Origin of the sequence: Aestuariibius violaceus, from assembly GCF_040779325.2 — a bacterium.
Taxonomy (GTDB): Bacteria; Pseudomonadota; Alphaproteobacteria; order Rhodobacterales; family Rhodobacteraceae; genus Aestuariibius; species Aestuariibius violaceus.
Genome location: NZ_JBFONT020000002.1, coordinates 655,973 through 681,047 on the forward strand (window position 1 = coordinate 655,973; position 25,075 = coordinate 681,047).

Consider the following 25,075-nt stretch of genomic DNA (forward strand, 5'->3'; position numbering starts at 1 on the left):
AATCATGGGGCTGCCGATCCCTTGGGGGCGATGGGCAGCGATATACGAAACACGGTGCGGCCCGGGTGGCTGTCGACGCTGATCCAGCCGCCATGGTCGGTCACGATCTTCGAGACGAGGGCGAGGCCGAGGCCGGTCCCGTTCTCTTTTCCCGAAACGAAGGGGTCGAACAGGCTGTCGGCGATGTCGGGCGGGATGCCCGGGCCGTCATCGATGATCTCGATCTGCAGCGGCAGTTTGGCCGCCGACCCGTCCTGGCGGCGCATCCGAAGGCTGAGGTCGAAGAAGGTGCGCAAGCGGATCGTGCCGCCTTTGGGTTGCGCTTCGGACGCGTTCTTGAGGAGGTTGAGAAAGACTTGCTGCAGCATGTCGGCATCGGCCCAGGTGGGCGGAAGCGAGGGATCGTAATCCTCTTCGATGTTCATATGCGCCCCGAAGCCCACGGTGGCCGAGCGGCGCGCGCGGTCGAGCACGTCGTGGATGTTGACCACGTGCGAGGCGGGCGGGCGCAGGTTGCCGAATTGCTCGACCTGGTCGAGCAGCTTCACGATCCGGCGGCTTTCGGCGACGATCAGGTCGGTCAGCTCCCGGTCGCCATTGGTGAGGTTCATCGACAGCAGCTGGGCAGCGCCGGTGATGCCGGCGAGCGGGTTCTTGATCTCGTGGGCCAGCATCTCGGCCATGCCGACGGCGGATTTCACGGCCGTCACGGCAGAGGCGCGCCCGGAGAGGAACGAGGTGATCTCTCGCGGGGCGCAGAGGAGGATCATCCGCCCGTCGCCGTTCTGGAGGGGGGCCACGCGAATGTTGCACTGCATCGGCGCCCGGCCCGGCGCGCCGACGTCGATGTCGTTGATATGGAGCGAGGCCATGCTGTCGCGCGCCCGGGCGATGGCTTGGGTGAAGTCCGTATCGACCAGCAGGTACTGGAACAGCGGCTTGCCCTTCAGACCCTTGCGGGACTGGTTGAAGAAATCCTCTGCCGCGCCGTTGACGTCGGCAATGGCGTTGCCCTGTTCGAGCAGGACCGCAGGCACCGGCAGGGAGGCCCAGAGGTCTTCGCCGTTCATGCGGCCTCCCGCGCCGCCCCGGCGAGGGCTGTCGGAAGGCGGGAGAGAACCTCGGCGGGGTCAGTTGCCGTCAGGATCTCCCGGCGGAGCGGTTTGGGCGTTCCGGCATGGTCCATGTACCAGCCGAGATGCTTGCGGGCGACCTTGAGGCCGAGGGGTGGGCCGTAAAAGGACAGCATGTCCTCGTAGTGACCCGCAACCAGATCGGCGAGCGCCCGGCCCGCGGGGATGGCGGGGGGTCGGTCGCCGTTGAGCTTGGCTGCGACTTCGGCGATGCGCCAAGGGCGGCCCTGGGCGCCGCGCCCGATCATCACGCCGTCGGCACCGGAAAGGCGGAGGGCCCCTTGCGCGGCCTCAGGGCTGTCGATGTCACCGTTGGCGAGGACGGGGATGGTGACCGCCTCTTTCACCGCGCGAATCGCGGCCCAGTCGGCGCGGCCCTTGTAGAACTGGCAGCGGGTGCGGCCGTGGATGACGATGCGGGCGATACCGGCGCCCTCGGCCCGGCGGGCCAGTTCGGGGGCGTTGAGGCAATCGTCATCCCAGCCGAGGCGGGTTTTCAGCGTGACGGGGACCGAGACGGCGTTCGCCACCGCCTCGATCAGGGTCAACGCATGGTCGAGGTCGCGCATCAGCGCCGAGCCGGAATAGCCGTTCGTCACCTTCTTGGCGGGGCAGCCCATGTTGATGTCGATGATCCGGGCCCCCTGCCCTTCGACCATGCGCGCGGCCTCCGCCATCCAGCAGCCTTCGCGTCCGGCGAGTTGGACGGCGGTGTTCTCGGCATCCAGGCCAAGCTCGGCCTTTTCGCGGACACCCGGCTTGGCCTGCACCATTTCCTGGCTCGCCACCATCTCGGACACGACGAAATCGGCACCGAAGCGGCTGACCAGCCGACGAAACGGCAGATCGGTGATCCCGGCCAGCGGCGCCAGCGCCACGGGGATGCGGTCTGCGTCATGTGCCACTCGAATGGTCAGCTGCCTAATCCCTAAGCATTTTTTCTTGGCTCTATCCCGGTGGGTCATGGCTCGCAAATGCGGGCAGGCCAACCGGGAAAAAGGAATCTGTGACTGCCGCTTATTTAGGCAATTCGCCCGCAGAAGGCACGGTGTTTGCACGCCTGCGCCTCACCGCATAGACAGCGGCCCATGTCGGATGCGCACCTCCCCCGGACCGGAGCGGTCATTGTCGCAGCAGGCCGCGGTCTGCGGGCCGGTGGCGGGATTCCCAAGCAGTGGCGGGATCTTGCCGGGCGGCCCCTCGCGGCCCATGCGATGGCGGTTTTTGCGGCCCATCCGGGGGTGAGCGAGGTGGTTCTGGTGGTTCATCCCGACGATCAGGGCGCCCTGCCCGCCTTGCCTGCCGCGCGGATCGTGGCGGGGGGTGAGACGCGGGGGGCCTCGGTCTTGGCCGGTCTGGAGGCTCTGGACGAGGTCGAGCGGGTGCTGATCCACGACGCGGCCCGGCCCGGAGTGACGGCGGAAATCATCGACGCGGTGCTGGAGGCGCTGGATCATGCGCCCGCGGCGGCGCCTGCCCTGCCGGTGACGGATGCGCTCTGGCGGGGGGCCGAGGGGGCTGTGGCCGAAACGGTGTCTCGGGACGGCCTTTGGCGGGCTCAGACGCCGCAGGGGTTCCATCTGGGCGCTATTCTGGCGGCGCATCGGGCTTATCCGGGAATGGCCGCCGACGACGTGGAGGTGGCCCGCGCCGCGGGGATGGAGGTGCGGATCGTGCCGGGTTCGGAGCGCAACATGAAGATCACCGAAGCCGCGGATTTCGACCGCGCGGCGCGTCTGATGGGAGGGGCGATGGATATCCGGCTGGGCAACGGGTTTGACGTGCATCGCTTCGGGGACGGGGATCATGTGATGCTGTGCGGCGTCGCGGTGCCGCATGAGCGTGGGTTAGCGGGGCATTCGGACGCCGATGTCGGGATGCATGCGGTGACGGACGCGATCTATGGCGCCTTGGGGGACGGGGATATCGGGCGGCATTTCCCGCCGAGCGATCCGCAATGGAAGGGCGCGGAGAGCCGGATCTTCCTGGTTCACGCGGCGGAGCGGGCGCGAGCGGCAGGGTATGCGATCAGCCATCTGGATTGCACGCTGATCTGCGAGCGGCCGAAGATCGGGCCTCATGCACAGGCCATGGCGGCGGCCTTGGCAGGGATCGCAGGTGTCGAGCCCGGACGGGTGAGCGTGAAGGCCACGACCTCGGAACGGTTGGGTTTCACGGGCCGCGAGGAAGGCATCGCAGCGCTCGCCACGGCAACGCTGGTGAAAGGCTGATGCGGCTGCCCGAGATCATCGGAACGGTCGGCGGCGTGGGCTACCTGCGCCCGGCCTCAGGGACGTGGGGATCGCTCGCGGCGCTGCCACTCGCTGCGCTTCTCTATCTGATCGCGGGGCCGTGGGCGGTGGTGGTCGCGACTGTGGCGGCCTTTGCCGCAGGGTATTGGGCGACGCAGCAGATGATCGGAGGGCCGGAGGACGATCCGTCGGAGGTCGTGATCGACGAGGTCGTCGGTCAATGGATTTCCCTCCTCCCTATCCTGTTCGGCGCGGCCGCCAATGGGGTGTCGGTCTTCGCCTTGTGGCCGGGCTGGGTCGCGGCCTTTGTTCTGTTCCGGTTGTTCGACATCTGGAAACCCGGTCCGGTCGGCTGGGGCGAGCGGCGGCATGGGGCGTTGGGCGTGATGCTGGACGATGTGATCGCGGGGGTGTTGGCGGCCGTTGGGGTGACGGTGCTGGCGGCCCTTTGGCACGGGGTGCTCGCTTGACGCTCGCCGAGGCGTTGCTCGCCAAGGCTCGCGCCGCGGGCAAGGTGGTGACGACAGCGGAGAGCTGCACCGGTGGGCTGCTTGCGGGCGCGATCACGGATGTGGCGGGTAGCTCGGACATCTTTACCCGGGGCGTCGTGACCTATTCGAACGCGGCCAAGACCGATCTCCTTGGCGTCGATCCCGCGCTCTTCGACAGCATCGGCGCGGTGTCGGAAGAGGTGGCGGAGGCGATGGCGCGGGGCGCCCTTGAGCGATCCGGGGCCGATATCGCCGTGTCGGTGACCGGCATCGCAGGCCCCGGCGGGTCGGAGCACAAGCCCGAGGGGCGGGTCTGTTTCGGACTGGCCACGGCGCATGGCGTGACGACCGAGACGGTCGAGTTCGGCGCGATCGGCCGGGCGAAGGTCAGGGCCGCATCGGTCGATCACGCGCTGAGACTGCTGATCGGCGCTTTGAGCGGTTAGCGCCCGTAGAGCTCCCCTGCCCGCCGTTCGAAGGCGCGGACGACGCGCTGCATCGCCTCGTTGAAGAACAGCCCGGCCGCGCCCTGCAGCAGGCGGTTCTTGAATTCGAAATCCACGTCGAAGCGCACCTCGCAACCGCCATCGACATCGGCAAAGCGCCAGGTCGATTCCATGTAGCGGAAGGGGCCGTCGATATATTCGGTGTCGATCCGCTCCTTCGGCCAGAGCGTGACCTTGGATCCGAAGCGTTCCCGGAACACCTTGAACGAGATCACGAGGTCGGCCAGCATCACCTGATGGTCACCGTTATCCTCGGTCGAGCGGATGCGGGCCGCCGCAGTCCAGGGCAGGAATTGCGGGTAATCCCCCACATTCGCGACGAGGTCGAACATCTGTTCCTGCGTGTAGGGCAGGATCCGGGTTTCGGAATGGCTGGGCATGGGCGGCCTAACGGTGGTCAAGTGTTGATGTCATGTCTTAGATGGAATGGACCGAAATCCAAGAGCCAAGGGTGCCATGACCGACCGTAACTATGTCATAGATCAGATGATTTCGGCGAAAGAGATCGCCGCCCGGGTCGAGGCGCTGGCGGGCGAGATCAATGCGGAGTTCCATGACAGCGGCCAGCTGATCGTCGTGGGGCTGCTCAGGGGGTCGTTCGTGTTCATCGCCGATCTGGTGCGTGAACTGGATCTGCCGGTGGAGGTCGACTTCCTGGAAGCCTCCTCCTACGGCGACGCGATGGAATCGAGCCGGGAGGTGCGGATCCTGAAGGACCTGCGCGGCGCCATCGAAGGACGCGACGTTCTGATCGTGGAGGATATCGTCGATACCGGCTTCACGCTTTCCCACGTGCGCGGCCTGCTGGAAAGCCGCCAGCCGGCGCGGCTGAAGACGATCGCGCTGCTGGACAAGCCCACCCGGCGGGAGGTCGAAATCACGGCGGACTGGACGGGGTTCGAGATCCCCGATGAATTCGTTGTGGGCTACGGCATCGATTACGCCCAGCGGGACCGCAACCTGCCCTTCATCGGCAAGGTCAGGTTTACCGGCGAGTGACCCCTCGGCCCAGTTGAGGCTTTGTTAATCGGCTGCGGCCTATCCTTGATGCCTGGAGCCAGCCAAGGACGCGCCGATGAGCAGATTAGAGACGCTTTTCGTTCCCGAAGAGGGGGTGGAAAGCAGCGCCGATACCATCATTCAGGAAGCGCTGGACGCTGTCCGCGCGCATTTCGGCATGCCGATCGCCTATCTGTCGGAAATCGTCGGCGCGGAAAGCGTCTTCCGCTCGGTCAGCGCGCCGGGGCTGGAAGATCTGATCAAGCCCGGCGATCGCCGGCCGCTGGATGCGGTCTATTGCCAGCACATCCTTGACGGGCGCCTGCCCGAGCTTATTCCCGATACCGGGGCGGTGCCGTTTGCCCAGACCCTGCCCATCACCAGGGAGGTTCCGATCGGCGCCCATGTCAGCGTGCCGATCCGGCGTGCGGACGGATCGCTTTATGGGATGTTCTGCTGCCTCTCGCCCGAGCCGCGCCCATCGCTCAACCCCCGCGACCTGTCGATCATGGAGATGTTCGCCTCGCTCTCGGCCCGGCATCTGAATGCGCGCCTGTCGGCCGAGGCCACGCGGCGCGCCTTGGCCAAGACGATCGGGGAGACGCTTGAAAACGGCCTGTTCCACATGGTGTTCCAGCCGATCTTCGATCTCGATGGCGGACGCCCGACCGGGTTCGAGGCGCTCTGCCGCTTTGACGGCCTGCCCTACCGGTCGCCGGATCAGTGGTTCAGGGACGCGGCCCGGATCGGCCAGCAATCGGCGCTGGAGGCGGCGACGATCCGCGCCGCGCTTCCGATCCTGGAGCAACTGCCTGCCGATGTGTCACTTTCGGTCAATGCCTCTCCGTCGGCGGTGGCCGACGGGGCCATAGGCGCCGCCCTGAAGGACGCCCCGGCCGAGCGCATCGTGCTGGAAATCACAGAGCATGACCGTCTGGAAAACAGCGACAGCGTGATCCGCGGCCTCGACCGGCTGCGGGCACGGGGCGTCAAGCTGGCGATCGACGATGTGGGCGCCGGTTATTCGGGCCTGCAGCAGATCCTGCGGCTGCGACCCGATATCCTGAAGCTCGACCTGTCGCTGACTGCCGATATCGACACCGATCCGGCGCGCAGGGCGCTGACGGTCGGGCTGGTTCAGTTCGCCCGGGAAACCGGCGCCATCCTTCTGGCAGAAGGGATCGAACGGGCCGAAGAGGCCGCCGTATTGCGGACCCTCGGGGTCGACCGGGGGCAAGGGTATTTTCTGGGACGGCCGGCCCGGGCGGAAGAGGCATTGGCCGGATTGGCCGGAAAAAGCCCGCCGCGCGGATCGCGCCTTGGCCCTGCTTTCACGATCGGCGCAGAGATCTCGGGCGGCTGATCCCGGCGGTTCGGCGGCTCAGCTCGCGCCGGCCGCGAGGCTGAGCGTGATCTCCCGGGTGGTGCCGTCGCGCGCGACGCGCAGCGTCACCGCGTCGCCCACATCGTAATTGTCGAGCGCCGCGCGCAGGCCGTCGCTGTCGGTCACGTCCAGGCCATCGACCGCGACGATCCGATCCCGCGGGACCATGGTGCCGTCCTGCAGCATCCGCACCGGCTCCAGCCCGGCGCGGGCGGCGGGCGATCCGGGATCGACCGCCAGGACGAGCGCGCCGGAGAGGCCGCGCCGCGCCGCCATCGCATCGGCCCGCGGATCGACGCGCACCCCGATCACCGGCGGCCGGTAGGTGCCCCGCGCGATCAGCTGCGGGACGACGCGGTTCACCGTATCGACCGGCACGGCAAAGCCGATGCCCGCGCTGGCGCCCGAGGGGCTGAAGATCGCCGTATTCACCCCGATCAGCCGCCCGGCACTGTCCAGAAGCGGCCCGCCCGAATTGCCCGGATTGATCGCCGCATCGGTCTGGATCAGCCCGTCGATCACCCGGCCCCGGTCGAGCGGCAGCTCGCGCTCGAGCGCCGAGACAACGCCGGTCGTCAGCGTCAGGTCGAGCCCGAACGGGTTGCCGATGGCGAAGACGCTCTGCCCCACCAACAGGTCGGAAGAGCGCCCGACCGGCAGGGCCGGCGGCCGGGCGCCCGGCACGTCGAGCCGCAGGACCGCCAGATCGTTCGACGGGTCCATCCCGACAAGCGATGCCGGAAAGGCGCGCCCGTCGGCCAAACGCACGGTGGCACCGCTGGCGCCTTCGATCACATGCGCGTTGGTCACGACATGCCCGCGATCGTCCCAGACAAACCCGCTGCCCGTCCCGCGCGGCACCTCGACCGAGCGCCGCCGGAACGGATCGCGCGCCTGGGCGGAGGTCGCGATGAAGACGACACTCTCCTGCGCCTGCTCGAAGAGATCGATCGTTACCTGTTCGGAGGCCGCGAGATCCCCCCGCGCCGCGATCACCCGAGGCTCCCCTGCAGGCCCGAGGAGGGCGGCTTCAAGTGCCGGCGCCAGACGCCAGCCGAGGACGGCGGCGAAGATCACCGCACACACAAAGAGAAGCTGACTTGTTTTCATACGGCTGCAGTTAGGCACAACTCAGCGCAGAACCAAGGGGACGGGCGGAGGCCCCCGATCAAGGTTGCGTGGCTTGATCGTCAAATCTGGCCATGCATCGATTGAACCTGCGGTAGGCTTCTGTCGTGCCTGCCACGTTCCAAGATGCAAGCGTTTGAGAAGCGACCGTCTGCGCTTCGGTCTGCAGGTGAACTTCGCCACCTGTCGTCAGCAAGGACATGACGAGTTCAAGGTCGGACGGCCCCAGATTGCGGGACAATCTCCATTCCGCGCTGTGTTTCACCTCCACCTCTTCGAGCAGAAAAAGTGCCTGATCACGTGTGATGAGCAGCAAGGGACCTTCACGATCATGCAGCATCGCAGGATTGTTCGGCTGCTTGAGAGACAGCATGACCGGATACGTCCGATCCGGCATCGTGATCTGCTCGAAGGACAGCTTTTCTCCAAGGACGTTCTCGGTAAGCAATACGCAACTTGGGCGGCCCAAGTACGGTTTCTTCACCCAGACCTCCCACGCGCTCTGAGGCTGAACGCCTTCGGCCGGAACCATCCCCCCGAAGAGGGAGATAAATCCAGCAAGGAAGAGTGCAGACGACCGCGTGGTCGCACCCGCATGATCTGCGCGGGTACGGCGCATCCTAAGCCAGCGCCGCCTCCCGCGCCGCCCGCAACCGGGCGAAATCGTCGCCCGCGTGGTAGCTGGACCGGGTGAGTGGGGTGGCGGAGACCATGAGGAAGCCCTTGCCGTAGGCGGCTTTCTCGTAGGAGGCAAACTCGTCCGGCGTCACGAAGCGGTCGACGCGATGGTGTTTGGGCGTCGGCTGCAGGTACTGGCCGATGGTCAGGAAATCGACATCGGCCGCGCGCATGTCGTCCATCACCTGCAGCACGCCCTGCCGGTCCTCGCCCAGGCCGACCATGATGCCGGATTTGGTGAACATCGACGGGTCGATCTCTTTTACCCGCTGCAGCAGCCGCAAGGAGTGGAAATAGCGCGCGCCGGGCCGGACTTCGGGATAGAGCCCGGGAACGGTTTCGAGGTTGTGGTTGAAGACATCCGGCTTGGCCGCGACCACCACCTCAAGCACGTCGGGGGCGCATTTCAGAAAGTCGGGCGTCAGGATCTCGATCGTCGTCCCGGGCGATTGCCGCCGCACGGCGCGGATCGTCTGGGCAAAGTGCTCTGCCCCGCCATCGGCCACGTCGTCCCGGTCGACCGAGGTGATGACGACATGCGACAGGCCCAGCTTCTTGACCGCATCGGCCACGCGCCCCGGCTCGAACACGTCCAGAGCGTCGGGACGGCCCGTCGCCACGTTGCAGAAGGTGCAGCCGCGGGTGCAGATCTCGCCCATGATCATCATCGTGGCGTGGCCCTGCGACCAGCATTCGCCGACATTGGGGCAGCCCGCCTCTTCGCAGACTGTCACCAGCCGGTGCTCGCGCATGATGTCGCGGGTCTTGCGGTAGCCGTCCGAGGTCGGCGCCTTGACCCGGATCCAGTCCGGCTTCTTCGGCTGGGCGTTATCGGGCCGGTGCGCCTTTTCGGGGTGCCGCCCGGACGGGATCTTCAGATCTCTCGAAGCCATGCGCGCTCCTTCGCTTGTTCGGGCGCTTGTCCGGGAAATCTAGGCGCTTCCGGAGGCATATCCAACCGCCAAAGCGCGCATCCCCGCCATGCGCAGGGCTGCACGCTTTCGGGCACCTGCGAGGATCAGGAGGTCTGCGCCTCCTCGGCTGGCTCTTCCTTCACGATTTCGATCTTCACCTTCGCGACCAGGGCCGCAAGCGTGCCGACGACGGCCAGGACCGGGGCGGCGATGACCACTGCCCCGCCAGCGATCGCGCCATAGGTCAGCGGGATCTCCAGCGCGATGTCGCCATCGGGCTCGACCACCCGGATCCGCTTGACCTTGCTGTCGGCGGCCAACTGCTTCACGCGGCCGACGAGCTCCTCTCCCTGGACCTCGATCTCTTCGATCCAGGTCTTTTTCCCGGACGTGCTCTCCGGCTCGGCTGTTTTCGTGTCGTCTTCCATCGGGTCTCTCCTCCGCTGATGACGCGGTGGAGATACCGCAAGACCAGGCCTGCCGCGTTGACGGTGGTCAACCCGGCGGGCCGTCAGCCGATCATCGGCCCGTAAGCGCCGTAGCTCTCGGCATAATGACGGCTCAACTGCTGCAATGCGATGCGCAGAACGATCTTGCCCGAGCGGGCCGACCAGCCCTTGCGGCGCTCGGTCCGTTCCATGCCTTCCATGAAGCAGCAGCAGCGCAGGGCCACATCGGCCAGCTCCGGCCCCAGATCGTCGAGTGCGGCGCGCAGGCGCTGGCGGGCCGCCGTGCATCCTGCGGGGAGGTCCGCCGCTTCACCTTCGGCGGCCAGGATCGCGGCGATGCCGGCGCTGGCCTCGTCGAGCTGGGCGAGTTCGAAGTCCTCGCGCAGGCGCTCTCCCACACGGACGAGGTCCGGTTCCAGGAACGGATTGCCGTCCTTGTCGCGCCGACGGGAAAGACCGGCCAGCGGGCTTTCCGCCGTGGGCACCCGCACGGTGCCGCGCGGCCCGCCTTTTCCGCTGTAATAGGTGAATTCCACCGCCGCCTCGGCGAAGCCGCCGGCGCGGTTCTCTGCCTCGGCCAACTGCTCGCGATAGCGCTGGCGGCCGCCTTGGGTGATCCGGTAGCGGACCAGCCGCGCCGTCATATCCGCCGCCGGAAGCGGCGCGATCCAGTCGTTCAGTGCCAGCCGCTCGGCCACGGCCCGGTCGACCGTTTCGGTCTCGTCGCGCCCGTCATAGGCGATCACCGCCCGGTCGAGCCCGCGGGCGATCGCCAGAACCGCCCCCGGCGCGTTGAGCTTGCCCAGGACTGTCAGGTCATCCTCCGCCTTCGCCCGCTCGCCCGGCCGCGGTGCCCCGTCCACCGCCTGCAGCTCGGCCAGGTGGCGCAGGGCGTCATCGACCAGCGGATCGTCCCGCCGCGTCTCGAATCGCCGGATCTGCCGCATCACGGTCGAGGCGTGACACCCGGCCTCGCGGGCCAGCGCCCGGATCGACAGGCCCAGCTCCGTATGGATCACGTAATGCCGGGCAGCAGCCGGAACCCAGGCCGGAAAATCAAACATCTCACGCGGAAGAGCAGCTTGCGTCATGAATTCGTCGTCCCTTCAATCTTGCCCGCCAACCCGGGCGTCCTTGTCATGTCCAATCAACTGCCGATTGTATCCCGTTCGCATGGTTAACAATCCGTTGACCAATGCAGCCTCTCGCCGAAGCAATAACCAAGCCTAAACCCACCGTTCTGTCGGGGGTCGGATGCGCAACACACGTTCTGATTGTGCGATGGTGGGGTTTCGTCACGAGTTAAAGGGATACCGAGATGCAGGACATTCTTTCCATGGTCGCACGCCTGAAGCGCCCCGCGCTTCTGATCCGCGCCGCCCGCCACGGGGTCGACGAGTATAGCCGCGAGCGCCATCTGCGCCGGGTGCTCAAGACCGAGGCCACGCTCAGCCCCGGCGAGGCTCTGATGCAGATCCTGCTGGCCGAGGCCGAGATCGACGAAAGCCGCCGCACCGCCGCAGTGGGATATTCGGCGGCGGCCCATGTGGACCTGCTGATCGCGATGATGGCCGAGGCGCGCCTGTTGCGCGGCCTGTCGGCCTGAGGCCCGGCCCCTAGGTCGTGCCGATCTCTTCCTTCCGCCGCGCGACGAAGGCATCAAGCGCCTCGGCCGTCGCGGGGTCGAGGGGCGGCGGGGTGTAGCGTTCCAACAGCTGCTGCACCCGGAGACGGGCGAGGGCCTGCGTGTCACGCGCGCCCTCTTCCTCCCAGGTCTCGAACGGTTTGTTGTCGAAGACCTCGCTGCGCCAGAAGGCCTCCTTGAAATGGGCCTGGGTGTGGGCGCAACCCAGATAGTGGCCGCCCGGCCCCACCTCGCGAATCGCGTCCATCGCCTGCGCCGCTTCATCGCTGGCAACGCCCGCCGCCATCCGGTGCAGCGTGCCCAGTTGATCCGCATCCATCACGAACTTCTCAAGGCTCGCGACCAGCCCGCCCTCGAGCCAGCCGCAGCTGTGCAGCATGAAGTTCACACCGCCCATCAGGGCCGCATTCAGCGTGTTCGCAGATTCGTAGGCCGCCTGCGCATCGGGCAGCTTCGACCCGCAAAGCCCCCCGCCCGACCGGAACGGCAGCCCCAGCCGCCGGGCGAGCTGCCCGGCCCCGTAAAGGATCTGGCTCGCCTCCGGCGTACCGAAGGTCGGCGCGCCCGAGTTCATGTCGATGGACGTCACGAACGTGCCGAAGATCACCGGCGCGCCAGGCTTCACCAGCTGGCTGTAGGCCACGCCCACCATGACCTCGGCCAGCACCTGCGTCAGCGTGCCGACGACAGAGACCGGCGCCATCGCCCCGCCCACGATGAAGGGCGAGATGATGCAGGCCTGCCCGGCCTCCGCATAGATCTCCAAGGCGCCCATCATCGTGCCGTCGAAGGTCAGCGGCGAGTTGATGTTGATCAGCGAGGTCGTCACTGTCCGCCCCTCCAGCGGGCCGAACAGAACCTCGCTCATCGCGACGCTGTCGACGGCGCGCGACGGGTCGGTGACCGAGCCCATATAGGGTTTGTCCGACAGCACCATATGGGCCTGCAGCATGTCCAGATGGCGCACGGGCACCGGCACATCCGTCGGCTCGCAGACCGTGCCGCCCGAATGATGCAGCCATTTCGACATGTAGCCGAGCTTCACGAAGCTGCGGAAATCCTCCATCGTCGCGTAGCGGCGCACGCCGTCGAGGTCGCGCACGAAGGGCGGGCCGTAGACCGGCGCCATGACCAACGTCTTGCCACCCACGGTGACCGATCGCTCCGGATTGCGCGCCTCCTGCACGTAGGAGGACGGCGCGGTCGCGCACAGCGTGCGGGCCAGACCTTTCGGAAGCCGCACCCGGTCGCCGTCGACGCTCGCGCCCGCTTCCTTCCAGCGGGCAATGGCTTTGGGATTGTCCGAGAAGACGACGCCGACCTCCTCCAGAACCGTCTCGGCATTCGCCTCGATGATGTCGAGCGCCTCGTCCGAGAAGAGGTCCATGACGGGGATGTTGCGCTCGATGAACCGCGCGGCCTCGATCCGGACCGCCGTCCGCTCTGCACGCCGCGCCGCGCCGCCGCCCCCGCGCGAGCGCCTGCCTGGTGCTAGCTCGGTCATGGGGATCCCTTCCTGCAAAAAACCAGTTGCTCCGTGGTAGGATCAAAGCACCGAATGACCCGACCGGGAAGCGCCATTCCAGGGCGAAAACCGACATCACGGCCAGTCAGGAGAAGCGCAGCACCTTCGAGGGCACACCTCTGGCCCGCAGGAACGCCCGCAGGGCGGGCCGGATCAGAAGGCCAGTCGCATAGCGTCTGTTGCCGCTGGTTTCCGTTGCATGGTGCAACGCGACCAGCTGGCGGGGGTAAGGACCGTCGGGCTTGTAGACCCAGATCGGCCCACCGCTCATCCCGCGGCGCGTGTTCACCGCGTACCGCACCATCGGCAGGGCACGTCCCGTCCGCCGATCTGGCGGGAACGTATCAATGACATCGTTAAGGCCCAGCCGCATCCGGTCGTTCTTGCCGCCCTCGCGCTCGGGATAGCCCGCGACGTTGACGCGCCGCTTGGACAAGCCGCCGTCGAATGTGGACACGCGGATGGAGTTTTCGCGCGGCTTGCACCACCAGCCCAGCGTGCCGCCACCCGGCAGGCGCGTGTCGCCGGGATAGCGCCGGTCATCATTGGTCTGCACCTCGATCAGGGCGAAATCGTGCGCGCGAAAGACCCCCTCGGTCGCGTCGCCTTCGCGGTCGTAGCGCAAGGCGCCCGACGGCACCCAGGACCTCACGGCCCTCCAAGTCCCGATGCGGCTCTTCGGAACGTTTCCCTTGCTCGCCACGCGACCGGGCGTGACGTAGATCAAATCCGGCTTGAGGATCTTCGTCATCCGGCCGCCCCTTTTCCCGAAGATGCTCCAGGCGCGGACCACATGGGCGCAGGTCAGGATGTGTCTGGGCGAGATGATGATCCCAGTGCCGCCCATGAAAGGCCGATTGTAAAGCTCGTGCTTGAGGTTGAGGATCTTCTGCTCGGGGAACTGGGCCACGATCGAACAGACATAGCGAAAGGGGCGCTGCAGCAGGTCGGGTGCGGGCCGCAGCGCGCGCCCCGGCGCAGGTCCAGCCTGATCGATGCGGTCGAGATCGACAGCGGTCGTGATCCAGTCCATCTGGCCGGGCTCCTTGATGGCGCGCGTCCGATGTTACGCCCAACCGGCCTCCCACGGTATCGCATGGATGCGCTACCCTGCCGGACCCCAAGGTGGCTTTGTTTTCGTCCGGAGTACCGCCCCGCCTCACGCAGACCTCAGAGACGGCTGCGACCCGCAAATCAACCTGGGTTTGTAGACGCAGTGCCGGTGCACCGCCAGGATGGATAACTGCGTTGATTAAGGCGAACTCATCTCAGAACAGCCCGCCCCCTTCCCCAACGTCGTCCTAATTCAAAGGCTCAGATGGAGGTGTTGTAACAAGTATGTGACGCGCTGCGCGGTTGCGGCCGTCGCCGAGCAAAAAGCGAGGTTGGTAAATGGTGAAGAGTCTCACGCGCGCGCCCATAGGGCTCGCGGCACTTTTGAGCATGGCTGCGATCTCTCAGCCCTTAATGGCACAGGGATATGATCGCCCGGTTGCGTTTCACAGCACGATCAGCATCGCGGAGGCCACCCTTGAGGCGCCGGAGGAAGAGCAGATCGACCTGCGGCCGCTCATCAGCCCGGCGGAACTCGTCCAGCTGATGGAGGATGCGTCCCCGCAGGTCATCGATATCCGAAACCCGTCCGCCATTCGCCCGCTCTTCAGCTATGCGGCGGGACATGTGCCCGGATCGATCAACGTGCCCTATGGCGACTGGCGCAAGCTCTGGGCCGATCCGCTCTCGATCCCGGCAGAGAACGATCTGACCGACTTCATCCGCGCTGCCGGGCTGACCAGGGACCGCCCTGTCGTCATTGTCCATAGCAGCGCGGCGAAAGGCAATTTCGGCTCGGCCGCTTGGGTCTACTGGTTGCTCAAGACCGCCGGGTTCGAGCAACTGGCGATCCTCAACGGCGGCATCCGGTCATGGAAAGCCTCCGGGCAGGAGCTCTCGACCGACCCGACGCCGATCGTGCCGTCCTTCGAGGTTGCGACTCTCAACACCTCCTGGCTGGCCACCCACGAAGATGTCGATGCGGTGCTCGCCGGTCAAAGCGAGGCGCAGCTTCTCGACGCACGCCCGCTGCAGCAGATCGCCCGGGACGCGTCCCTGCATGGATCGTTCACGATGGACGCGACCAGCCTGATCACCGGCGAAGACGGACAGGCGGGCGAGGTGCTCGACATTTTCATGCGGGTGAAGGCGGCCGACCTGACCTGGGAATTCGGCGATGTCATCACCTATTGCAACAACGGTGCGCTTGCCGCCGTCGACTGGTTCATGGCGAGCGAGATCGCGGGCATCCCGAACGTGCGGGTCTATGGCCACTCGCTGAGCGCGCGCAATCGCAGGATCACGGCGCTGCGCTAGGCGGCGGCTCAGGCCTTGTCTACGGCCCCGCTGCAACCTATGCCGCGGGGCATGTCGCACCAACGTCTCCTCATCATCGATTTCGGCAGCCAGGTCACGCAACTCATCGCGCGCCGCCTGCGCGAGCTGAATGTCTACTGTGAAATCCACCCGTTCCAGAGCGTCACCGAGGCGTTCCTGAAAGATTTCGCCCCCCGCGCCATCATCCTCTCTGGCGGGCCCGCCAGCGTGACCGATCCAGGCGCACCGCGCCCGCCCAAGGCGATCTTCACGCTTGGCGTGCCCATCCTCGGCATCTGCTACGGCCAGCAGGTGATGATGGACATGCTGGGCGGCAAGGTCGTCCGCGGCGAGGGCACGGCAGAGTTCGGCCGCGCTTACGTCACCGCCCCGGACGAGCGGATCGACCTTCTCACCGGCTGGTTCCTGGACGGGCGCGAGCAGGTCTGGATGAGCCATGGCGACCACGTCAGCGAGATCGCCCCGGGCTTCACCGTCCACGGCACCTCGCCCAACGCGCCTTACGCGATCACCGCCGATCTGAACCGTAACTTCTTCGCCGTCCAGTTCCATCCTGAGGTTCACCACACCCCCAACGGCAAGACGCTCTACGAGAACTTCGTGCGCCTTGCAGGCTTTACCGGCGACTGGACGATGGCCGGCTACCGCGACGAGGCGATCCGCAAGATCCGCGAGCAGGTCGGCGACGCCAAGGTGATCTGCGGCCTCTCGGGCGGCGTCGATTCGTCGGTCGCCGCCGTCCTGATCCACGAGGCGATCGGCGACCAGCTGACCTGCGTCTTCGTCGATCACGGCCTCCTGCGTCAGAACGAGGCGACCGAAGTCGTGGCCATGTTCCGCGACCACTACAACATCCCGCTGATCCATGCCGACGAGGCGGACCTGTTCCTCGACGCGCTCGATGGCGTCTCGGATCCCGAAACCAAGCGCAAGACGATCGGCAAGCTGTTCATCGACGTCTTCCAGAAACACGCAGCCGAGGTCGGCGGGGCGGAGTTCCTGGCCCAGGGCACCCTCTACCCCGATGTCATCGAATCGGTCAGCTTCTCCGGCGGCCCCTCCGTCACGATCAAGTCGCACCACAATGTGGGCGGCCTGCCCGAAAAGATGGGGCTCAAGCTGGTCGAACCCCTCCGCGAGCTCTTCAAGGACGAGGTGCGCGCGCTCGGCCACGAGCTTGGCCTGCCCGCCAGCTTCATCGGCCGCCACCCCTTCCCCGGCCCCGGCCTCGCCATCCGCTGCCCGGGCGAGATCACGCGCGACAAGCTCGCCATCCTCCGCAAGGCCGACGCCGTCTATATCGACCAGATCCGCAGGCACGGCCTCTATGATGAGATCTGGCAGGCCTTCGTCGCGATCCTGCCCGTCCGCACCGTTGGCGTCATGGGCGACGGCCGCACCTACGATTACGCCTGCGCCCTCCGCGCGGTGACCTCAGTCGACGGCATGACCGCTGACTACTACCCCTTCACCCACGACTTCCTCGGCGAGACCGCCACGCGGATCATCAACGAGGTCGAGGGCATCAACCGCGTCACCTATGACATCACGTCGAAACCGCCGGGCACGATAGAATGGGAGTGACCGCGTGCCGATGAAACCCCGATAACGTCAGCGCCACTTTCAACATGAGTGGTGAGCCCTCCGTGAGAACTCGCAGGCAACTCGGAACGTCCATCATTCACCGACGCTCACTCTCGGCTCGGTAACTCTGCTAGCCGAGCCGTCGCCGTCGCGTCCAAACGCTCGATATCATCGCGGATATGAAGCCAGGGCAGCCTCTGCGCCTCATGCGCATGCATCTGCGGCACCAGAAGATCGGCCTGATCAATCACCCCCAGAGGCACATAAACCTGCCCTGGCAAGTAATCGTACCGGCCCGTCAGCGACGACCCGCAGGTCTCGCAAAACGTCCTGGTCACACCCGGGGTCATGCTGACCCGTTTCCCCTCGTCCGGCTCAAACGCAATCGCGCCGTCTTCGAAGGCGGCAAAAGCGGCAACGGGCCCACCCGTCGCGCGGCGGCAATCGTTGCAGTGGCAATAGGCGACACTTGTCGGCGGCGCTGTCGTCCGGAATGTCGTCGACCCGCAATAGCACCGGCCTGTGATCATCTGCGGAAGCTCGGCTGACATACCTGGACAATCCGCTATCCCGTCGGAGCGGTCAAATCCCGCGGCCGCGAAATCGCTCGCCTTCCACGCCGTCCTGTGGTTCGAACACTCCCATATCACGGGATCTTGGTAATGTTTGCCGATCAAAGACAACCGCGCCGCATCCAGGTCGCCCGAACCGCCGGGGATGGTGGGCGGGGCGATGCGCCCGGCCACATCGTGGCGGGGCGCGAGCGCCGTCCCCATCCATGATCCGCCCGGGGCCGACCGCCACCGCCGCGCTCTGGATGCTCGGCACCATCTCCTCGTTCAGCCTGATGGCCGTCGCCGGCCGCGAGATCGGCGCGGATCACGACACGTTCGAGATCATGTTCTACCGCAGCCTGGTCGGGCTGGCGCTCATCTTCGCCATCGCCACCGCAACCGGACAGCTCGCCCAGGCGAGGACCGACCGCCTCGGCGCGCATCTGGTCCGCAATCTCTTCCATTTCGCGGGTCAGAACCTGTGGTTTCTGGCGATCACGCTCATCCCGCTCGCCCAGGTCTTCGCGATCGAGTTCACGGCGCCGATCTGGGCGATGCTGCTGACCCCCCTCATCCTGCGGGAACGCCTGACCGCCATCAACCTCCTGGCAGGCGTGATCGGGTTCGCTGGCATCCTCATCGTCACACAGCCCTCGGCGGCAACGCTCGACCTCGGAACCATCGCCGCCGCCGGCGCCGCGATCTTCTTTGCGATCACAGCCCTGCTCACCCGGCGCCTCACCCGCAGCCAGAGCCTTCTGACGATCCTCTTCTACCTCACCGGGCTCCAGGCGATCTTCGGCCTGATCTGCGCAGGGGCCGATGGGGCGATGGCCTTGCCCGACGCCCGGACGACCCCCTGGCTGATCCTCATCGGCCTTGCCGGTCTCTGCGCCCATACCTGCCTGACCAAGGCCTTGACCCTCGCCCCCGCAACCATTGTCATGCCCATCGATTTCGCCCGCCTGCCGGTGATCGCGATCGTTGGCTGGGCGCTCTATGACGAGCGACTCGAACTCGCGGTCCTTGTCGGTGGTCTGATCATCATTGCAGCCAACGTCATCAACCTGCGCGCGAGCGCACCATCGGGGCCGCGAAATATTGCAAAAACGTGACGGCCCCAATCCGAATGATTATGACCCAGCGTCACGAATTGACCCGTGTTTTAACCGCTCCCTAAGCTCGAACGCACAATAACGAGGCATCCTCAGGATAGGGACGGATCCATGACAAGAGTACTCACGGCGGGGGCGGTTTTGCTGATGACCACCTCGGCCCTCAGCGCCGCCGGGATCGAGCGGACGCGCAACCCATACGGTAACCTGTTCGAAGACGGCGGCTATATGGAGCTGACCTTCTCCAACGTCTTCCCGAACGTCGAAGGCGACTATTCCGATCAACTTGCCGGGGTCGCGGTCATTGGAACCGACACCACCGGAAACATGGCCGGGGACTACTTCAACATCGGCTTCACCTACAAGAATGACCTCACCGATCAGCTCAGCTTTGGTCTTTTCTTGAACTCACCCTATGGCGCAGATGCGAATTACGGCCAGGGGTTCTATGATGGCCTCTTTGCGGAGTGGAATAGCCGCCAACTGGCAGCGCTGCTCAAATACAAGATGAACGACAACTTCTCCGTATATGGCGGCGTCCGCTATGTGGAAAGTGAAGCTCGGATCATTCTTCCCGACTCCCTTATTCGAGGTGGGCTTCTTTCGAGTGGCAATCCTCAGGCAGAGTTTGTCGGCAACAATGCCCCACTTGGATCACTGGAATACTCAGCAGAAGCGGACCGCGACGGCGCAACGGGATATGTCGTGGGGGTAGCCTACGAGCGCCCGGAAATCGCCCTTCGCGTATCCCTGACCTACGAATCAGAGTTGGAATATGAATTCGATAGCGCTGAGGCGCTGGCCGGTATTCCTGGGCAATTCGAGATCGATGACGACACGACAACCGAAATCAAAATGCCCCAGGTCGTCACGCTCGACTTCCAGACCGGCATCGCACAGGACACGCTTCTTTTCGGGTCAGTTCAATGGGCTGAATGGTCGGTTTGGCAAGTAGAGCCTCCTGCCTACGAAGAGCTTTTCAATGCTCGCGTCACCGGCATCGACAACGACGCCTTTACCTACCAGCTAGGCGTTGGCCGCCGGTTCAGCGATGACTTCTCTGGTTTTGTCCGCGCAACGCACGAACCCAGCAACGGTGACGAGGCCTCGCGCCTGGCCCCGACCGACGGGCGCAGCAGCCTCGGCATCGGCGGCAGCTACACCTACGAGAATGTCGAGATGACCGTGGGCGCCGAATACATCTGGCTTGGCGACGCGACCGACGGCTCGGACACGGAATTCGAGGACAACACCGCGATCGGTATCGGTGCGAGCTTCGGCTTCCGCTTCTGAGCCGCGCAAATCCCTTTCAAAGGCCCCGCTTCGGCGGGGCTTTTTTGTTTCCTCGTCGGCAGGCCGCACCCACTGGGTCCGCCCCTCCTTCCCCAAACCGGAAACAATCCGCCGATCCGGGAAAACCCGGGTGGCGCGGCGTGTTTCCCTATGGGAACTTCTCAAAGTGTCGTCTGTTTGTCACACGAGACTGCTTTGAGGGCCGCCATGACGCCCATGAAAATGCGCATCGACCCCCTGATCGCCGAACGTGCCCCGTGGCTGCACCGTCCGGGGGTTCTTTCGACCCTGTTCCAACGCCCGCTCGAACGCGCCCTGGCCTATCCGGCGACCATCGCCCTGGCCGAGATCCTGCGCGACCGCTCCAGCCGCGAGATCATGGATGCGATGGCCCGCCGGCTCGCCCGCGACGTGGAGGTCTCGGGCCTGCAGCACATCCCGCGCTCTGGTCCCGCGATCATCGTCGCCAACCACCCGACCGGCATCGCCGATGGCATCATGTTGCACCATTTGATCACACGGGTACGCAACGACGCCTATTTCTATGCCAATCGGGATATACTCCGCGTCCTGCCCCAGATGGAGGACATGATCGCCCCCGTCGAATGGCGCGAGGAAAAGCGGTCCGCCGCCAGCGCACGCGAGACGATGATGTTCACCCGCGACGCCGTCAACGAAGGGCGCCTCGGCGTCATCTTTCCCTCCGGGCGCCTCGCCAAACGCCGCGGTCTGCAATTGCACGAACGCCCCTGGATGTCCTCCGCCGCGCGGCTCGCGAAAAAGTTTGACCTGCCCGTGATCCCGATCCATGTGCGCGCGCGGAATTCGGTCCTCTTCTACCTCTTCGACCTGCTCCACCCAACGCTCAGGGACATCACGCTGTTCAACGAGACGCTGAACAAGGACCGCCAGCCCTTCCGCCTGACGGTGGGCGAACCGGTCTCGCCCTCGGCCATTCCCGCGGACCCCGACGCGGGCATCGCGATGCTGCGCCGCGCGGTGCTGGAAATGGCCGTCCCCAACGACAGCCCCTTCACCCACCGCCGCCCCCTTGGGCGCCCGGCCAAGCGGCTGACCTGACCGGCTGCTTGCCTAAGGCCCGCATCCCCCGCATAGACCTGTCAGCGTTCGCAAGGGGACAGGCCCATGAGACACGATTTCGCCGAAGGACAGGTGCGCGACGCGCTCTTCCGGGCTTGGTCCCTTGAAACAGCGGTTCAATGGACACCCGACAACCCTGCATCCGGTCAATGCAATGTCACCGCGGCAGTCGTCCACGATCTGTTTGGGGGCGAGGTCCTGCGAACAAGGCTCCCCGGCGTCTGGCACTACTACAACCGCATCGGCGGGAACCGGACCGACCTGACCGACAGCCAGTTCACCGCGCCGGGCGCCCGGTTCGACGCTCCGGACACCTACGATGACGAGCTGACGACGCGGGACGCCGCGATGACCGGCATCCCGCAGAGGGAATACGACACCCTGCGCCGCAACCTGCTGGCCCATCTCGACGCGGCAGAGGGCGCGGCATGACCGACGATATCTACAGCGGCCTGAAACAGCTCGGCGGCGCCACCACCCTGCCCGAAAGCCCCGACCAGGCAGAGCTTGAGCGGGTGCGGAACCCCCAGGCGGATGTCCTTTACAACGTCCGCTTCACCGCGCCCGAATTCACCTCGCTCTGCCCGATGACGGGGCAGCCGGACTTTGCCCACCTCGTCATCGATTACGTGCCGGACGCGTGGCTGGTGGAAAGCAAATCGCTCAAGCTGTTCCTCGGCGCGTTCCGCAACCACGGTGCATTTCACGAGGATTGCACGATCTCCATCGCCCGCCGCCTCGCCGATTTCCTGACGCCGCACTGGCTGCGAATCGGCGGCTACTGGTATCCGCGCGGCGGTATCCCGATCGACGTATTCTGGCAGACCGGCCCGATGCCCGACGGCATCTGGATCCCCGATCAGGGCGTGCCGCCCTATCGCGGCAGAGGGTAGGACTGGCTGGCGCGCGCCTGCTCCACGACCCGTCCGGGCCGGCCCTGCGGTCGCACATCGGCCATCAGGCGGCAATAGGTCTGCCGGCGGGTCCAACGGGCCATGTCACGCCGCTTGGCCGAACTGACCATCGGCCCCCAATCGGCCGCCACCCCACGCCACCGCCCGTCATGCAGCGCCACCGCATTGTCGCGCGGCACCGTGACGGCCATGATCCGCACCGCGCAACTCAGATTGTCGGCCGCATCGGTCAGCATCCGCCCCGTCGTCGCGTGGCAACCATAGCCACGCGCGGTCGGTGGATAGATCTGCAACAGGCCGAACCACAGGTTCCCCCCGCCCACGGCCTGCGGATTATAGGTGCTTTCATGCTTCGACAGCGACGACATCAGACCGACCCAGAACGCCTTGCGCTGCTCGTCGGAGGCCTCGGGATAGGCCGGGCACCATTCCGCAATGTCCCGCGGTACGACATCCAGCAGCGGCGCCCCATGGGCATCGATCGCCGACATCGCCGCACGCGTCCAAAGCGCGCTGTCGCGGCGGAAATCCCAGCGGGTGCGCGGCATCCCGTGAACCCGCTGCACGGGCCGCACATCGGGCGAGGCGACAGGCGCCCGCTTGTTCCAGATGTCCGGTCGCGCCTCGGGGCGGGGCGGCTCCGCCGCGGCCACAGCACCGGCGCAAAAAGCCAGACAGATCAGAGATATACGCAGCATTCTGGCCAATTTGCTCTAAACCCGCCCACCGGATCAAGCGCCAAATTCATCCAGTGCAATATGGTTGAGACTGGGTAAAGGCCCGCATCTCGGCGCGCTTCGATCCCGAATGGAACGGCCCCCAATCCAGCATCCCGCGCGCCACGCTGCCGCGCCGCTGCACCTGTGCGCTGGCAATGCGGATCGCGCAGGACAGGTTGGCCTGCCCATCCTTCAGCGCCTCGCCATTGGTCGCCCGGCAGCCATAGCCGCGGGCCGTGGCCGGCGCGATCTGTACCAGCCCGAACCAGCGCCCGCCGCCGCCCACGGCGCGCGGGTTCCAGGTGCTCTCATGCTCGGCCAGCGCCGACAGCAGCCCGACCCAGAACGCCGCGCGCTCGGGCGCTGTCGCTTCGGGATAGTTGGGGCACCACCGCTCCACATCGCTGGGCACGGTCGAGATCAGGCCGGTGCCGTGATTCTCCATCGCCATCAGCGCAGCGCTCGTCCAGACGGGCGCTTCGGGCCGGTGATCCCACGCCATCGGCGGCAGCGTCGTCATGAACGACATCTCATCGGCATCATCGTCCACCGCCGCACATCCCGTCAGCAGCAGCAGCGCGGCCAGTCCCGCTCGAATTCCTCGCATCAGGTCGTCCCTCTCAGGTCAAACCCCCGCGCCACCTTGATAAATCCGCCAAGAAAGGCAACCCACGTGATCGCGGATATGCGGAGCACCGCCGACCCCGGCGGCCCACCGCCATCTTGCCTCTGCCCGCGCCCGCGCCTAGGACGGACCCGCGACGCGAGAGAAGGACGAGAGCCATGCTCGATCTCACATACGAAGCCCCGAAACCGAAGGTCATCGAAGGCGCGACCGGCCCGTGGGAGCTGGTGATCGGGCTCGAGGTCCATGCCCAGGTCGCCTCCAACGCCAAGCTCTTCTCCGGCGCCTCGACCGAATTCGGGGCCGAACCCAATTCCAACGTCGCCTTCATCGACGCCGGAATGCCGGGGATGCTGCCGGTCATCAACGAGGGCTGCGTCGCGCTGGCGGTCAAGACCGGCCTCGGCCTCAAGGCGCAGATCAACCTGACCTCGGCCTTCGACCGCAAGAACTACTTCTACCCCGATCTGCCGCAGGGCTATCAGATCAGCCAGCTCTACCATCCGATCGTGGGCGAAGGCGAAGTGCTGGTGGATATGGAACCCGGCATCGCCCGCCTCGTCCGGATCGAGCGCATCCACCTCGAACAGGATGCGGGCAAATCGATCCACGATATGGACCCGCATATGTCCTTCGTCGATCTCAACCGCACCGGCGTCGCGCTGATGGAAATCGTCAGCCGCCCCGATATCCGCGGCCCCGAGGAAGCGGCGGCCTATGTCGCCAAGCTGCGCCAGATCATGCGCTATCTCGGCACCTGCGACGGCAACATGCAGAACGGCAACCTGCGCGCCGATGTCAACGTCTCGGTCTGCCGTCCGGGCGATTACGAGAAGTATATGGAAACGCAGGATTTCTCGCATCTCGGCACCCGCTGCGAGATCAAGAACATGAACTCCATGCGGTTCATCCAGCAGGCCATCGATTACGAGGCGCGCCGCCAGATCGCGATCCTCGAGGATGGCGGCAGCGTGACCCAGGAAACCCGTCTCTACGACCCCGACAAGGGCGAAACCCGTTCCATGCGGTCGAAGGAAGAGGCGCACGATTACCGCTACTTCCCCGATCCCGACCTCCTGCCGCTCGAGATCGAACAGGCCTGGGTCGACGACATCGCCAGCCACCTGCCGGAACTGCCGGACGAGAAGAAGGCCCGCTTCGTCACCGAATTCGGCCTCTCCGAATACGATGCCTCCGTCCTGACGGCCGAGGCCGAGAACGCCGTCTATTTCGAGGTCGCCGCCGAAGGCAACGATGGCAAGCTCACCGCCAACTGGGTCATCAACGAGCTGTTCGGGCGCCTCAAGAAAGACGGCGACACGCCGATCACCGAAAGCCCCGTCAGCCCCCATCAGCTGGGCGGCATCGTGGCCCTCATCTCCAAAGGCGACATCTCGGGCAAGATCGCCAAGGACCTGTTCGAGATCGTCTATACCGAAGGCGGCGACCCCGCGACCCTCGTCGAGGAACGCGGAATGAAGCAGGTCACCGATACCGGCGCCATCGAGGCGGCGGTGGATGACGTCATCGCCGCCAACCCCGCCCAGGTCGAAAAGGCCAAGGCGAACCCCAAGCTTGCCGGATGGTTCGTCGGTCAGGTGATGAAGGCCACCGGCGGCAAGGCGAACCCCAAGGCCGTCAACCAGATCGTGGCGGCCAAGCTGGGGCTCTAGGG

27 protein-coding genes are annotated in these 25,075 nt (G+C 65.9%); 14 read left to right on the plus strand and 13 right to left on the minus strand.

The genetic code is table 11. From position 1 onward, the window contains the following. Window positions 1-2: 2 nt before the first annotated feature. Together AADZ90_RS10460 and dusB are read right to left on the minus strand one after the other, a co-directional pair. Window positions 3-1,070, minus strand: a complete 1,068-nt coding sequence (locus AADZ90_RS10460) for a two-component system sensor histidine kinase NtrB (RefSeq protein WP_367309940.1) — start codon at window positions 1,068-1,070, stop codon at window positions 3-5. Further along, window positions 1,067-2,098, minus strand: a complete 1,032-nt coding sequence (gene dusB, locus AADZ90_RS10465; RefSeq protein ID WP_367309941.1) for a tRNA dihydrouridine synthase DusB — start codon at window positions 2,096-2,098, stop codon at window positions 1,067-1,069. The genes AADZ90_RS10460 and dusB overlap by 4 nt, the downstream gene beginning before the upstream one ends. Before the next feature lie 123 nt (window positions 2,099-2,221). On the opposite strand from dusB, the gene AADZ90_RS10470 reads away from it, so the two are divergent. Genes AADZ90_RS10470 through AADZ90_RS10480 form a run of 3 tightly spaced genes read left to right on the plus strand, consistent with a single transcriptional unit; the run spans window position 2,222 to window position 4,322 of the window. Then, on the plus strand, window positions 2,222-3,364 hold the full coding sequence (locus tag AADZ90_RS10470) for a bifunctional 2-C-methyl-D-erythritol 4-phosphate cytidylyltransferase/2-C-methyl-D-erythritol 2,4-cyclodiphosphate synthase (RefSeq protein WP_367309942.1): 1,143 nt from the start codon (window positions 2,222-2,224) through the stop codon (window positions 3,362-3,364). After that, window positions 3,364-3,855: a phosphatidylglycerophosphatase A family protein gene (locus AADZ90_RS10475; protein WP_367309943.1), complete on the plus strand. Its 492-nt coding sequence runs from the start codon at window positions 3,364-3,366 to the stop codon at window positions 3,853-3,855. Before AADZ90_RS10470 ends, AADZ90_RS10475 begins: the two co-directional genes overlap by 1 nt. Then, window positions 3,852-4,322, plus strand: a complete 471-nt coding sequence (locus AADZ90_RS10480) for a CinA family protein (protein WP_367309944.1) — start codon at window positions 3,852-3,854, stop codon at window positions 4,320-4,322. The genes AADZ90_RS10475 and AADZ90_RS10480 overlap by 4 nt, the downstream gene beginning before the upstream one ends. Here AADZ90_RS10480 and AADZ90_RS10485 read toward each other — a convergent pair. Beyond that, on the minus strand, window positions 4,319-4,762 hold the full coding sequence (locus tag AADZ90_RS10485; protein ID WP_367309945.1) for a type II toxin-antitoxin system RatA family toxin: 444 nt from the start codon (window positions 4,760-4,762) through the stop codon (window positions 4,319-4,321). The two genes, AADZ90_RS10480 and AADZ90_RS10485, sit on opposite strands and share 4 nt — an antisense overlap. A gap of 76 nt (window positions 4,763-4,838) precedes the next feature. Here AADZ90_RS10485 and hpt point away from each other — a divergent pair, with 76 nt between their 5' ends. Both hpt and AADZ90_RS10495 read left to right on the plus strand, forming a co-directional pair. Then, complete coding sequence (gene hpt, locus AADZ90_RS10490; protein WP_367309946.1) at window positions 4,839-5,381, plus strand: hypoxanthine phosphoribosyltransferase; 543 nt, start codon at window positions 4,839-4,841, stop codon at window positions 5,379-5,381. Window positions 5,382-5,457: 76 nt separating this feature from the next. Then, window positions 5,458-6,744, plus strand: a complete 1,287-nt coding sequence (locus tag AADZ90_RS10495; protein WP_367309947.1) for a sensor domain-containing phosphodiesterase — start codon at window positions 5,458-5,460, stop codon at window positions 6,742-6,744. Between the two features lie 18 nt (window positions 6,745-6,762). On the opposite strand, the gene AADZ90_RS10500 is transcribed toward AADZ90_RS10495, so the two are convergent. The 5 genes from AADZ90_RS10500 to AADZ90_RS10520 form a co-directional block, all read right to left on the minus strand. After that, entirely contained in the window at window positions 6,763-7,875 is a 1,113-nt protein-coding gene (locus tag AADZ90_RS10500) for a S1C family serine protease (RefSeq protein WP_367309948.1), read from the minus strand. A gap of 58 nt (window positions 7,876-7,933) precedes the next feature. Beyond that, window positions 7,934-8,377: a hypothetical protein gene (locus AADZ90_RS10505; protein ID WP_411996995.1), complete on the minus strand. Its 444-nt coding sequence runs from the start codon at window positions 8,375-8,377 to the stop codon at window positions 7,934-7,936. A gap of 136 nt (window positions 8,378-8,513) precedes the next feature. Continuing rightward, window positions 8,514-9,464, minus strand: coding sequence for a lipoyl synthase (lipA, locus tag AADZ90_RS10510; protein WP_367309950.1), 951 nt, complete (start codon window positions 9,462-9,464; stop codon window positions 8,514-8,516). A gap of 125 nt (window positions 9,465-9,589) precedes the next feature. Next, window positions 9,590-9,913, minus strand: coding sequence for a DUF4342 domain-containing protein (locus AADZ90_RS10515; RefSeq protein ID WP_367309951.1), 324 nt, complete (start codon window positions 9,911-9,913; stop codon window positions 9,590-9,592). An 83-nt stretch (window positions 9,914-9,996) separates the two neighbouring features. Continuing rightward, a complete protein-coding gene (locus AADZ90_RS10520; RefSeq protein ID WP_411996996.1) occupies window positions 9,997-11,025 on the minus strand; it encodes a DUF6456 domain-containing protein in 1,029 nt (342 codons plus the stop codon). Window positions 11,026-11,252: 227 nt separating this feature from the next. Between AADZ90_RS10520 and AADZ90_RS10525 the strand changes: the two genes are divergently transcribed. Then, window positions 11,253-11,540 (plus strand): DUF6477 family protein, encoded by a 288-nt coding sequence (locus AADZ90_RS10525; protein ID WP_367309953.1) that lies wholly within the window; start codon window positions 11,253-11,255, stop codon window positions 11,538-11,540. A gap of 10 nt (window positions 11,541-11,550) precedes the next feature. Here AADZ90_RS10525 and AADZ90_RS10530 read toward each other — a convergent pair whose 3' ends face one another. Further along, window positions 11,551-13,083 (minus strand): trimethylamine methyltransferase family protein, encoded by a 1,533-nt coding sequence (locus AADZ90_RS10530; protein ID WP_367309954.1) that lies wholly within the window; start codon window positions 13,081-13,083, stop codon window positions 11,551-11,553. 106 nt (window positions 13,084-13,189) lie between these two features. Next, complete coding sequence (locus AADZ90_RS10535; protein WP_367309955.1) at window positions 13,190-14,137, minus strand: trypsin-like serine peptidase; 948 nt, start codon at window positions 14,135-14,137, stop codon at window positions 13,190-13,192. Between the two features lie 434 nt (window positions 14,138-14,571). On the opposite strand from AADZ90_RS10535, the gene AADZ90_RS10540 reads away from it, so the two are divergent. Together AADZ90_RS10540 and guaA are read left to right on the plus strand one after the other, a co-directional pair. Then, window positions 14,572-15,474: a sulfurtransferase gene (locus tag AADZ90_RS10540; protein WP_367309956.1), complete on the plus strand. Its 903-nt coding sequence runs from the start codon at window positions 14,572-14,574 to the stop codon at window positions 15,472-15,474. A 51-nt stretch (window positions 15,475-15,525) separates the two neighbouring features. Further along, window positions 15,526-17,079, plus strand: a complete 1,554-nt coding sequence (gene guaA / locus AADZ90_RS10545; protein WP_367309957.1) for a glutamine-hydrolyzing GMP synthase — start codon at window positions 15,526-15,528, stop codon at window positions 17,077-17,079. A gap of 107 nt (window positions 17,080-17,186) precedes the next feature. On the opposite strand, the gene AADZ90_RS10550 is transcribed toward guaA, so the two are convergent. Then, window positions 17,187-17,855 (minus strand): GFA family protein, encoded by a 669-nt coding sequence (locus AADZ90_RS10550; RefSeq protein ID WP_367309958.1) that lies wholly within the window; start codon window positions 17,853-17,855, stop codon window positions 17,187-17,189. Window positions 17,856-17,857: 2 nt separating this feature from the next. Here AADZ90_RS10550 and AADZ90_RS10555 point away from each other — a divergent pair, with 2 nt between their 5' ends. The 5 genes from AADZ90_RS10555 to queF all read left to right on the plus strand — a co-directional run bounded on the left by AADZ90_RS10555 (window position 17,858) and on the right by queF (window position 22,035). Next, the gene (locus AADZ90_RS10555; protein WP_367309959.1) at window positions 17,858-18,748 is read left to right on the plus strand and encodes a DMT family transporter; all 891 of its coding nucleotides are present in this window, start codon (window positions 17,858-17,860) and stop codon (window positions 18,746-18,748) included. A 111-nt stretch (window positions 18,749-18,859) separates the two neighbouring features. Then, window positions 18,860-20,041, plus strand: coding sequence for an OmpP1/FadL family transporter (locus AADZ90_RS10560; protein WP_367309960.1), 1,182 nt, complete (start codon window positions 18,860-18,862; stop codon window positions 20,039-20,041). A gap of 216 nt (window positions 20,042-20,257) precedes the next feature. Continuing rightward, window positions 20,258-21,121, plus strand: coding sequence for a lysophospholipid acyltransferase family protein (locus AADZ90_RS10565; protein ID WP_367310220.1), 864 nt, complete (start codon window positions 20,258-20,260; stop codon window positions 21,119-21,121). A gap of 66 nt (window positions 21,122-21,187) precedes the next feature. Beyond that, window positions 21,188-21,574, plus strand: coding sequence for a YunG family protein (locus AADZ90_RS10570; RefSeq protein WP_367309961.1), 387 nt, complete (start codon window positions 21,188-21,190; stop codon window positions 21,572-21,574). Next, complete coding sequence (gene queF, locus AADZ90_RS10575; RefSeq protein ID WP_367309962.1) at window positions 21,571-22,035, plus strand: preQ(1) synthase; 465 nt, start codon at window positions 21,571-21,573, stop codon at window positions 22,033-22,035. The genes AADZ90_RS10570 and queF overlap by 4 nt, the downstream gene beginning before the upstream one ends. Here queF and AADZ90_RS10580 read toward each other — a convergent pair. Both AADZ90_RS10580 and AADZ90_RS10585 read right to left on the minus strand, forming a co-directional pair. Next, entirely contained in the window at window positions 22,017-22,754 is a 738-nt protein-coding gene (locus AADZ90_RS10580; RefSeq protein WP_367309963.1) for a transglycosylase SLT domain-containing protein, read from the minus strand. The two genes, queF and AADZ90_RS10580, sit on opposite strands and share 19 nt — an antisense overlap. Before the next feature lie 46 nt (window positions 22,755-22,800). Beyond that, on the minus strand, window positions 22,801-23,382 hold the full coding sequence (locus tag AADZ90_RS10585) for a transglycosylase SLT domain-containing protein (protein WP_367309964.1): 582 nt from the start codon (window positions 23,380-23,382) through the stop codon (window positions 22,801-22,803). A gap of 176 nt (window positions 23,383-23,558) precedes the next feature. Between AADZ90_RS10585 and gatB the strand changes: the two genes are divergently transcribed. After that, entirely contained in the window at window positions 23,559-25,073 is a 1,515-nt protein-coding gene (gene gatB, locus AADZ90_RS10590; protein ID WP_367309965.1) for an Asp-tRNA(Asn)/Glu-tRNA(Gln) amidotransferase subunit GatB, read from the plus strand. Window positions 25,074-25,075 lie beyond the last annotated feature (2 nt).

Coding starts and splice junctions, on each gene's coding strand:
- guaA (WP_367309957.1), top strand. CDS start 15,526: ATGTCGCACCAACGTCTCCTCATCATCGATTTCGGCAGCCAGGTCACG.
- AADZ90_RS10525 (WP_367309953.1), top strand. CDS start 11,253: ATGCAGGACATTCTTTCCATGGTCGCACGCCTGAAGCGCCCCGCGCTT.
- AADZ90_RS10500 (WP_367309948.1), bottom strand. CDS start 7,875: ATGAAAACAAGTCAGCTTCTCTTTGTGTGTGCGGTGATCTTCGCCGCC.
- AADZ90_RS10585 (WP_367309964.1), bottom strand. CDS start 23,382: ATGCGAGGAATTCGAGCGGGACTGGCCGCGCTGCTGCTGCTGACGGGA.
- AADZ90_RS10580 (WP_367309963.1), bottom strand. CDS start 22,754: ATGCTGCGTATATCTCTGATCTGTCTGGCTTTTTGCGCCGGTGCTGTG.
- AADZ90_RS10460 (WP_367309940.1), bottom strand. CDS start 1,070: ATGAACGGCGAAGACCTCTGGGCCTCCCTGCCGGTGCCTGCGGTCCTG.
- queF (WP_367309962.1), top strand. CDS start 21,571: ATGACCGACGATATCTACAGCGGCCTGAAACAGCTCGGCGGCGCCACC.
- AADZ90_RS10555 (WP_367309959.1), top strand. CDS start 17,858: ATGATCCGCCCGGGGCCGACCGCCACCGCCGCGCTCTGGATGCTCGGC.
- AADZ90_RS10470 (WP_367309942.1), top strand. CDS start 2,222: ATGTCGGATGCGCACCTCCCCCGGACCGGAGCGGTCATTGTCGCAGCA.
- AADZ90_RS10560 (WP_367309960.1), top strand. CDS start 18,860: ATGACAAGAGTACTCACGGCGGGGGCGGTTTTGCTGATGACCACCTCG.
- AADZ90_RS10530 (WP_367309954.1), bottom strand. CDS start 13,083: ATGACCGAGCTAGCACCAGGCAGGCGCTCGCGCGGGGGCGGCGGCGCG.
- AADZ90_RS10550 (WP_367309958.1), bottom strand. CDS start 17,855: ATGGGGACGGCGCTCGCGCCCCGCCACGATGTGGCCGGGCGCATCGCC.
- AADZ90_RS10535 (WP_367309955.1), bottom strand. CDS start 14,137: ATGGACTGGATCACGACCGCTGTCGATCTCGACCGCATCGATCAGGCT.
- hpt (WP_367309946.1), top strand. CDS start 4,839: ATGACCGACCGTAACTATGTCATAGATCAGATGATTTCGGCGAAAGAG.
- AADZ90_RS10540 (WP_367309956.1), top strand. CDS start 14,572: ATGGCACAGGGATATGATCGCCCGGTTGCGTTTCACAGCACGATCAGC.
- AADZ90_RS10515 (WP_367309951.1), bottom strand. CDS start 9,913: ATGGAAGACGACACGAAAACAGCCGAGCCGGAGAGCACGTCCGGGAAA.
- AADZ90_RS10570 (WP_367309961.1), top strand. CDS start 21,188: ATGAGACACGATTTCGCCGAAGGACAGGTGCGCGACGCGCTCTTCCGG.
- AADZ90_RS10475 (WP_367309943.1), top strand. CDS start 3,364: ATGCGGCTGCCCGAGATCATCGGAACGGTCGGCGGCGTGGGCTACCTG.
- AADZ90_RS10495 (WP_367309947.1), top strand. CDS start 5,458: ATGAGCAGATTAGAGACGCTTTTCGTTCCCGAAGAGGGGGTGGAAAGC.
- lipA (WP_367309950.1), bottom strand. CDS start 9,464: ATGGCTTCGAGAGATCTGAAGATCCCGTCCGGGCGGCACCCCGAAAAG.
- gatB (WP_367309965.1), top strand. CDS start 23,559: ATGCTCGATCTCACATACGAAGCCCCGAAACCGAAGGTCATCGAAGGC.
- dusB (WP_367309941.1), bottom strand. CDS start 2,098: ATGACCCACCGGGATAGAGCCAAGAAAAAATGCTTAGGGATTAGGCAG.
- AADZ90_RS10565 (WP_367310220.1), top strand. CDS start 20,258: ATGAAAATGCGCATCGACCCCCTGATCGCCGAACGTGCCCCGTGGCTG.
- AADZ90_RS10520 (WP_411996996.1), bottom strand. CDS start 11,025: ATGACGCAAGCTGCTCTTCCGCGTGAGATGTTTGATTTTCCGGCCTGG.
- AADZ90_RS10485 (WP_367309945.1), bottom strand. CDS start 4,762: ATGCCCAGCCATTCCGAAACCCGGATCCTGCCCTACACGCAGGAACAG.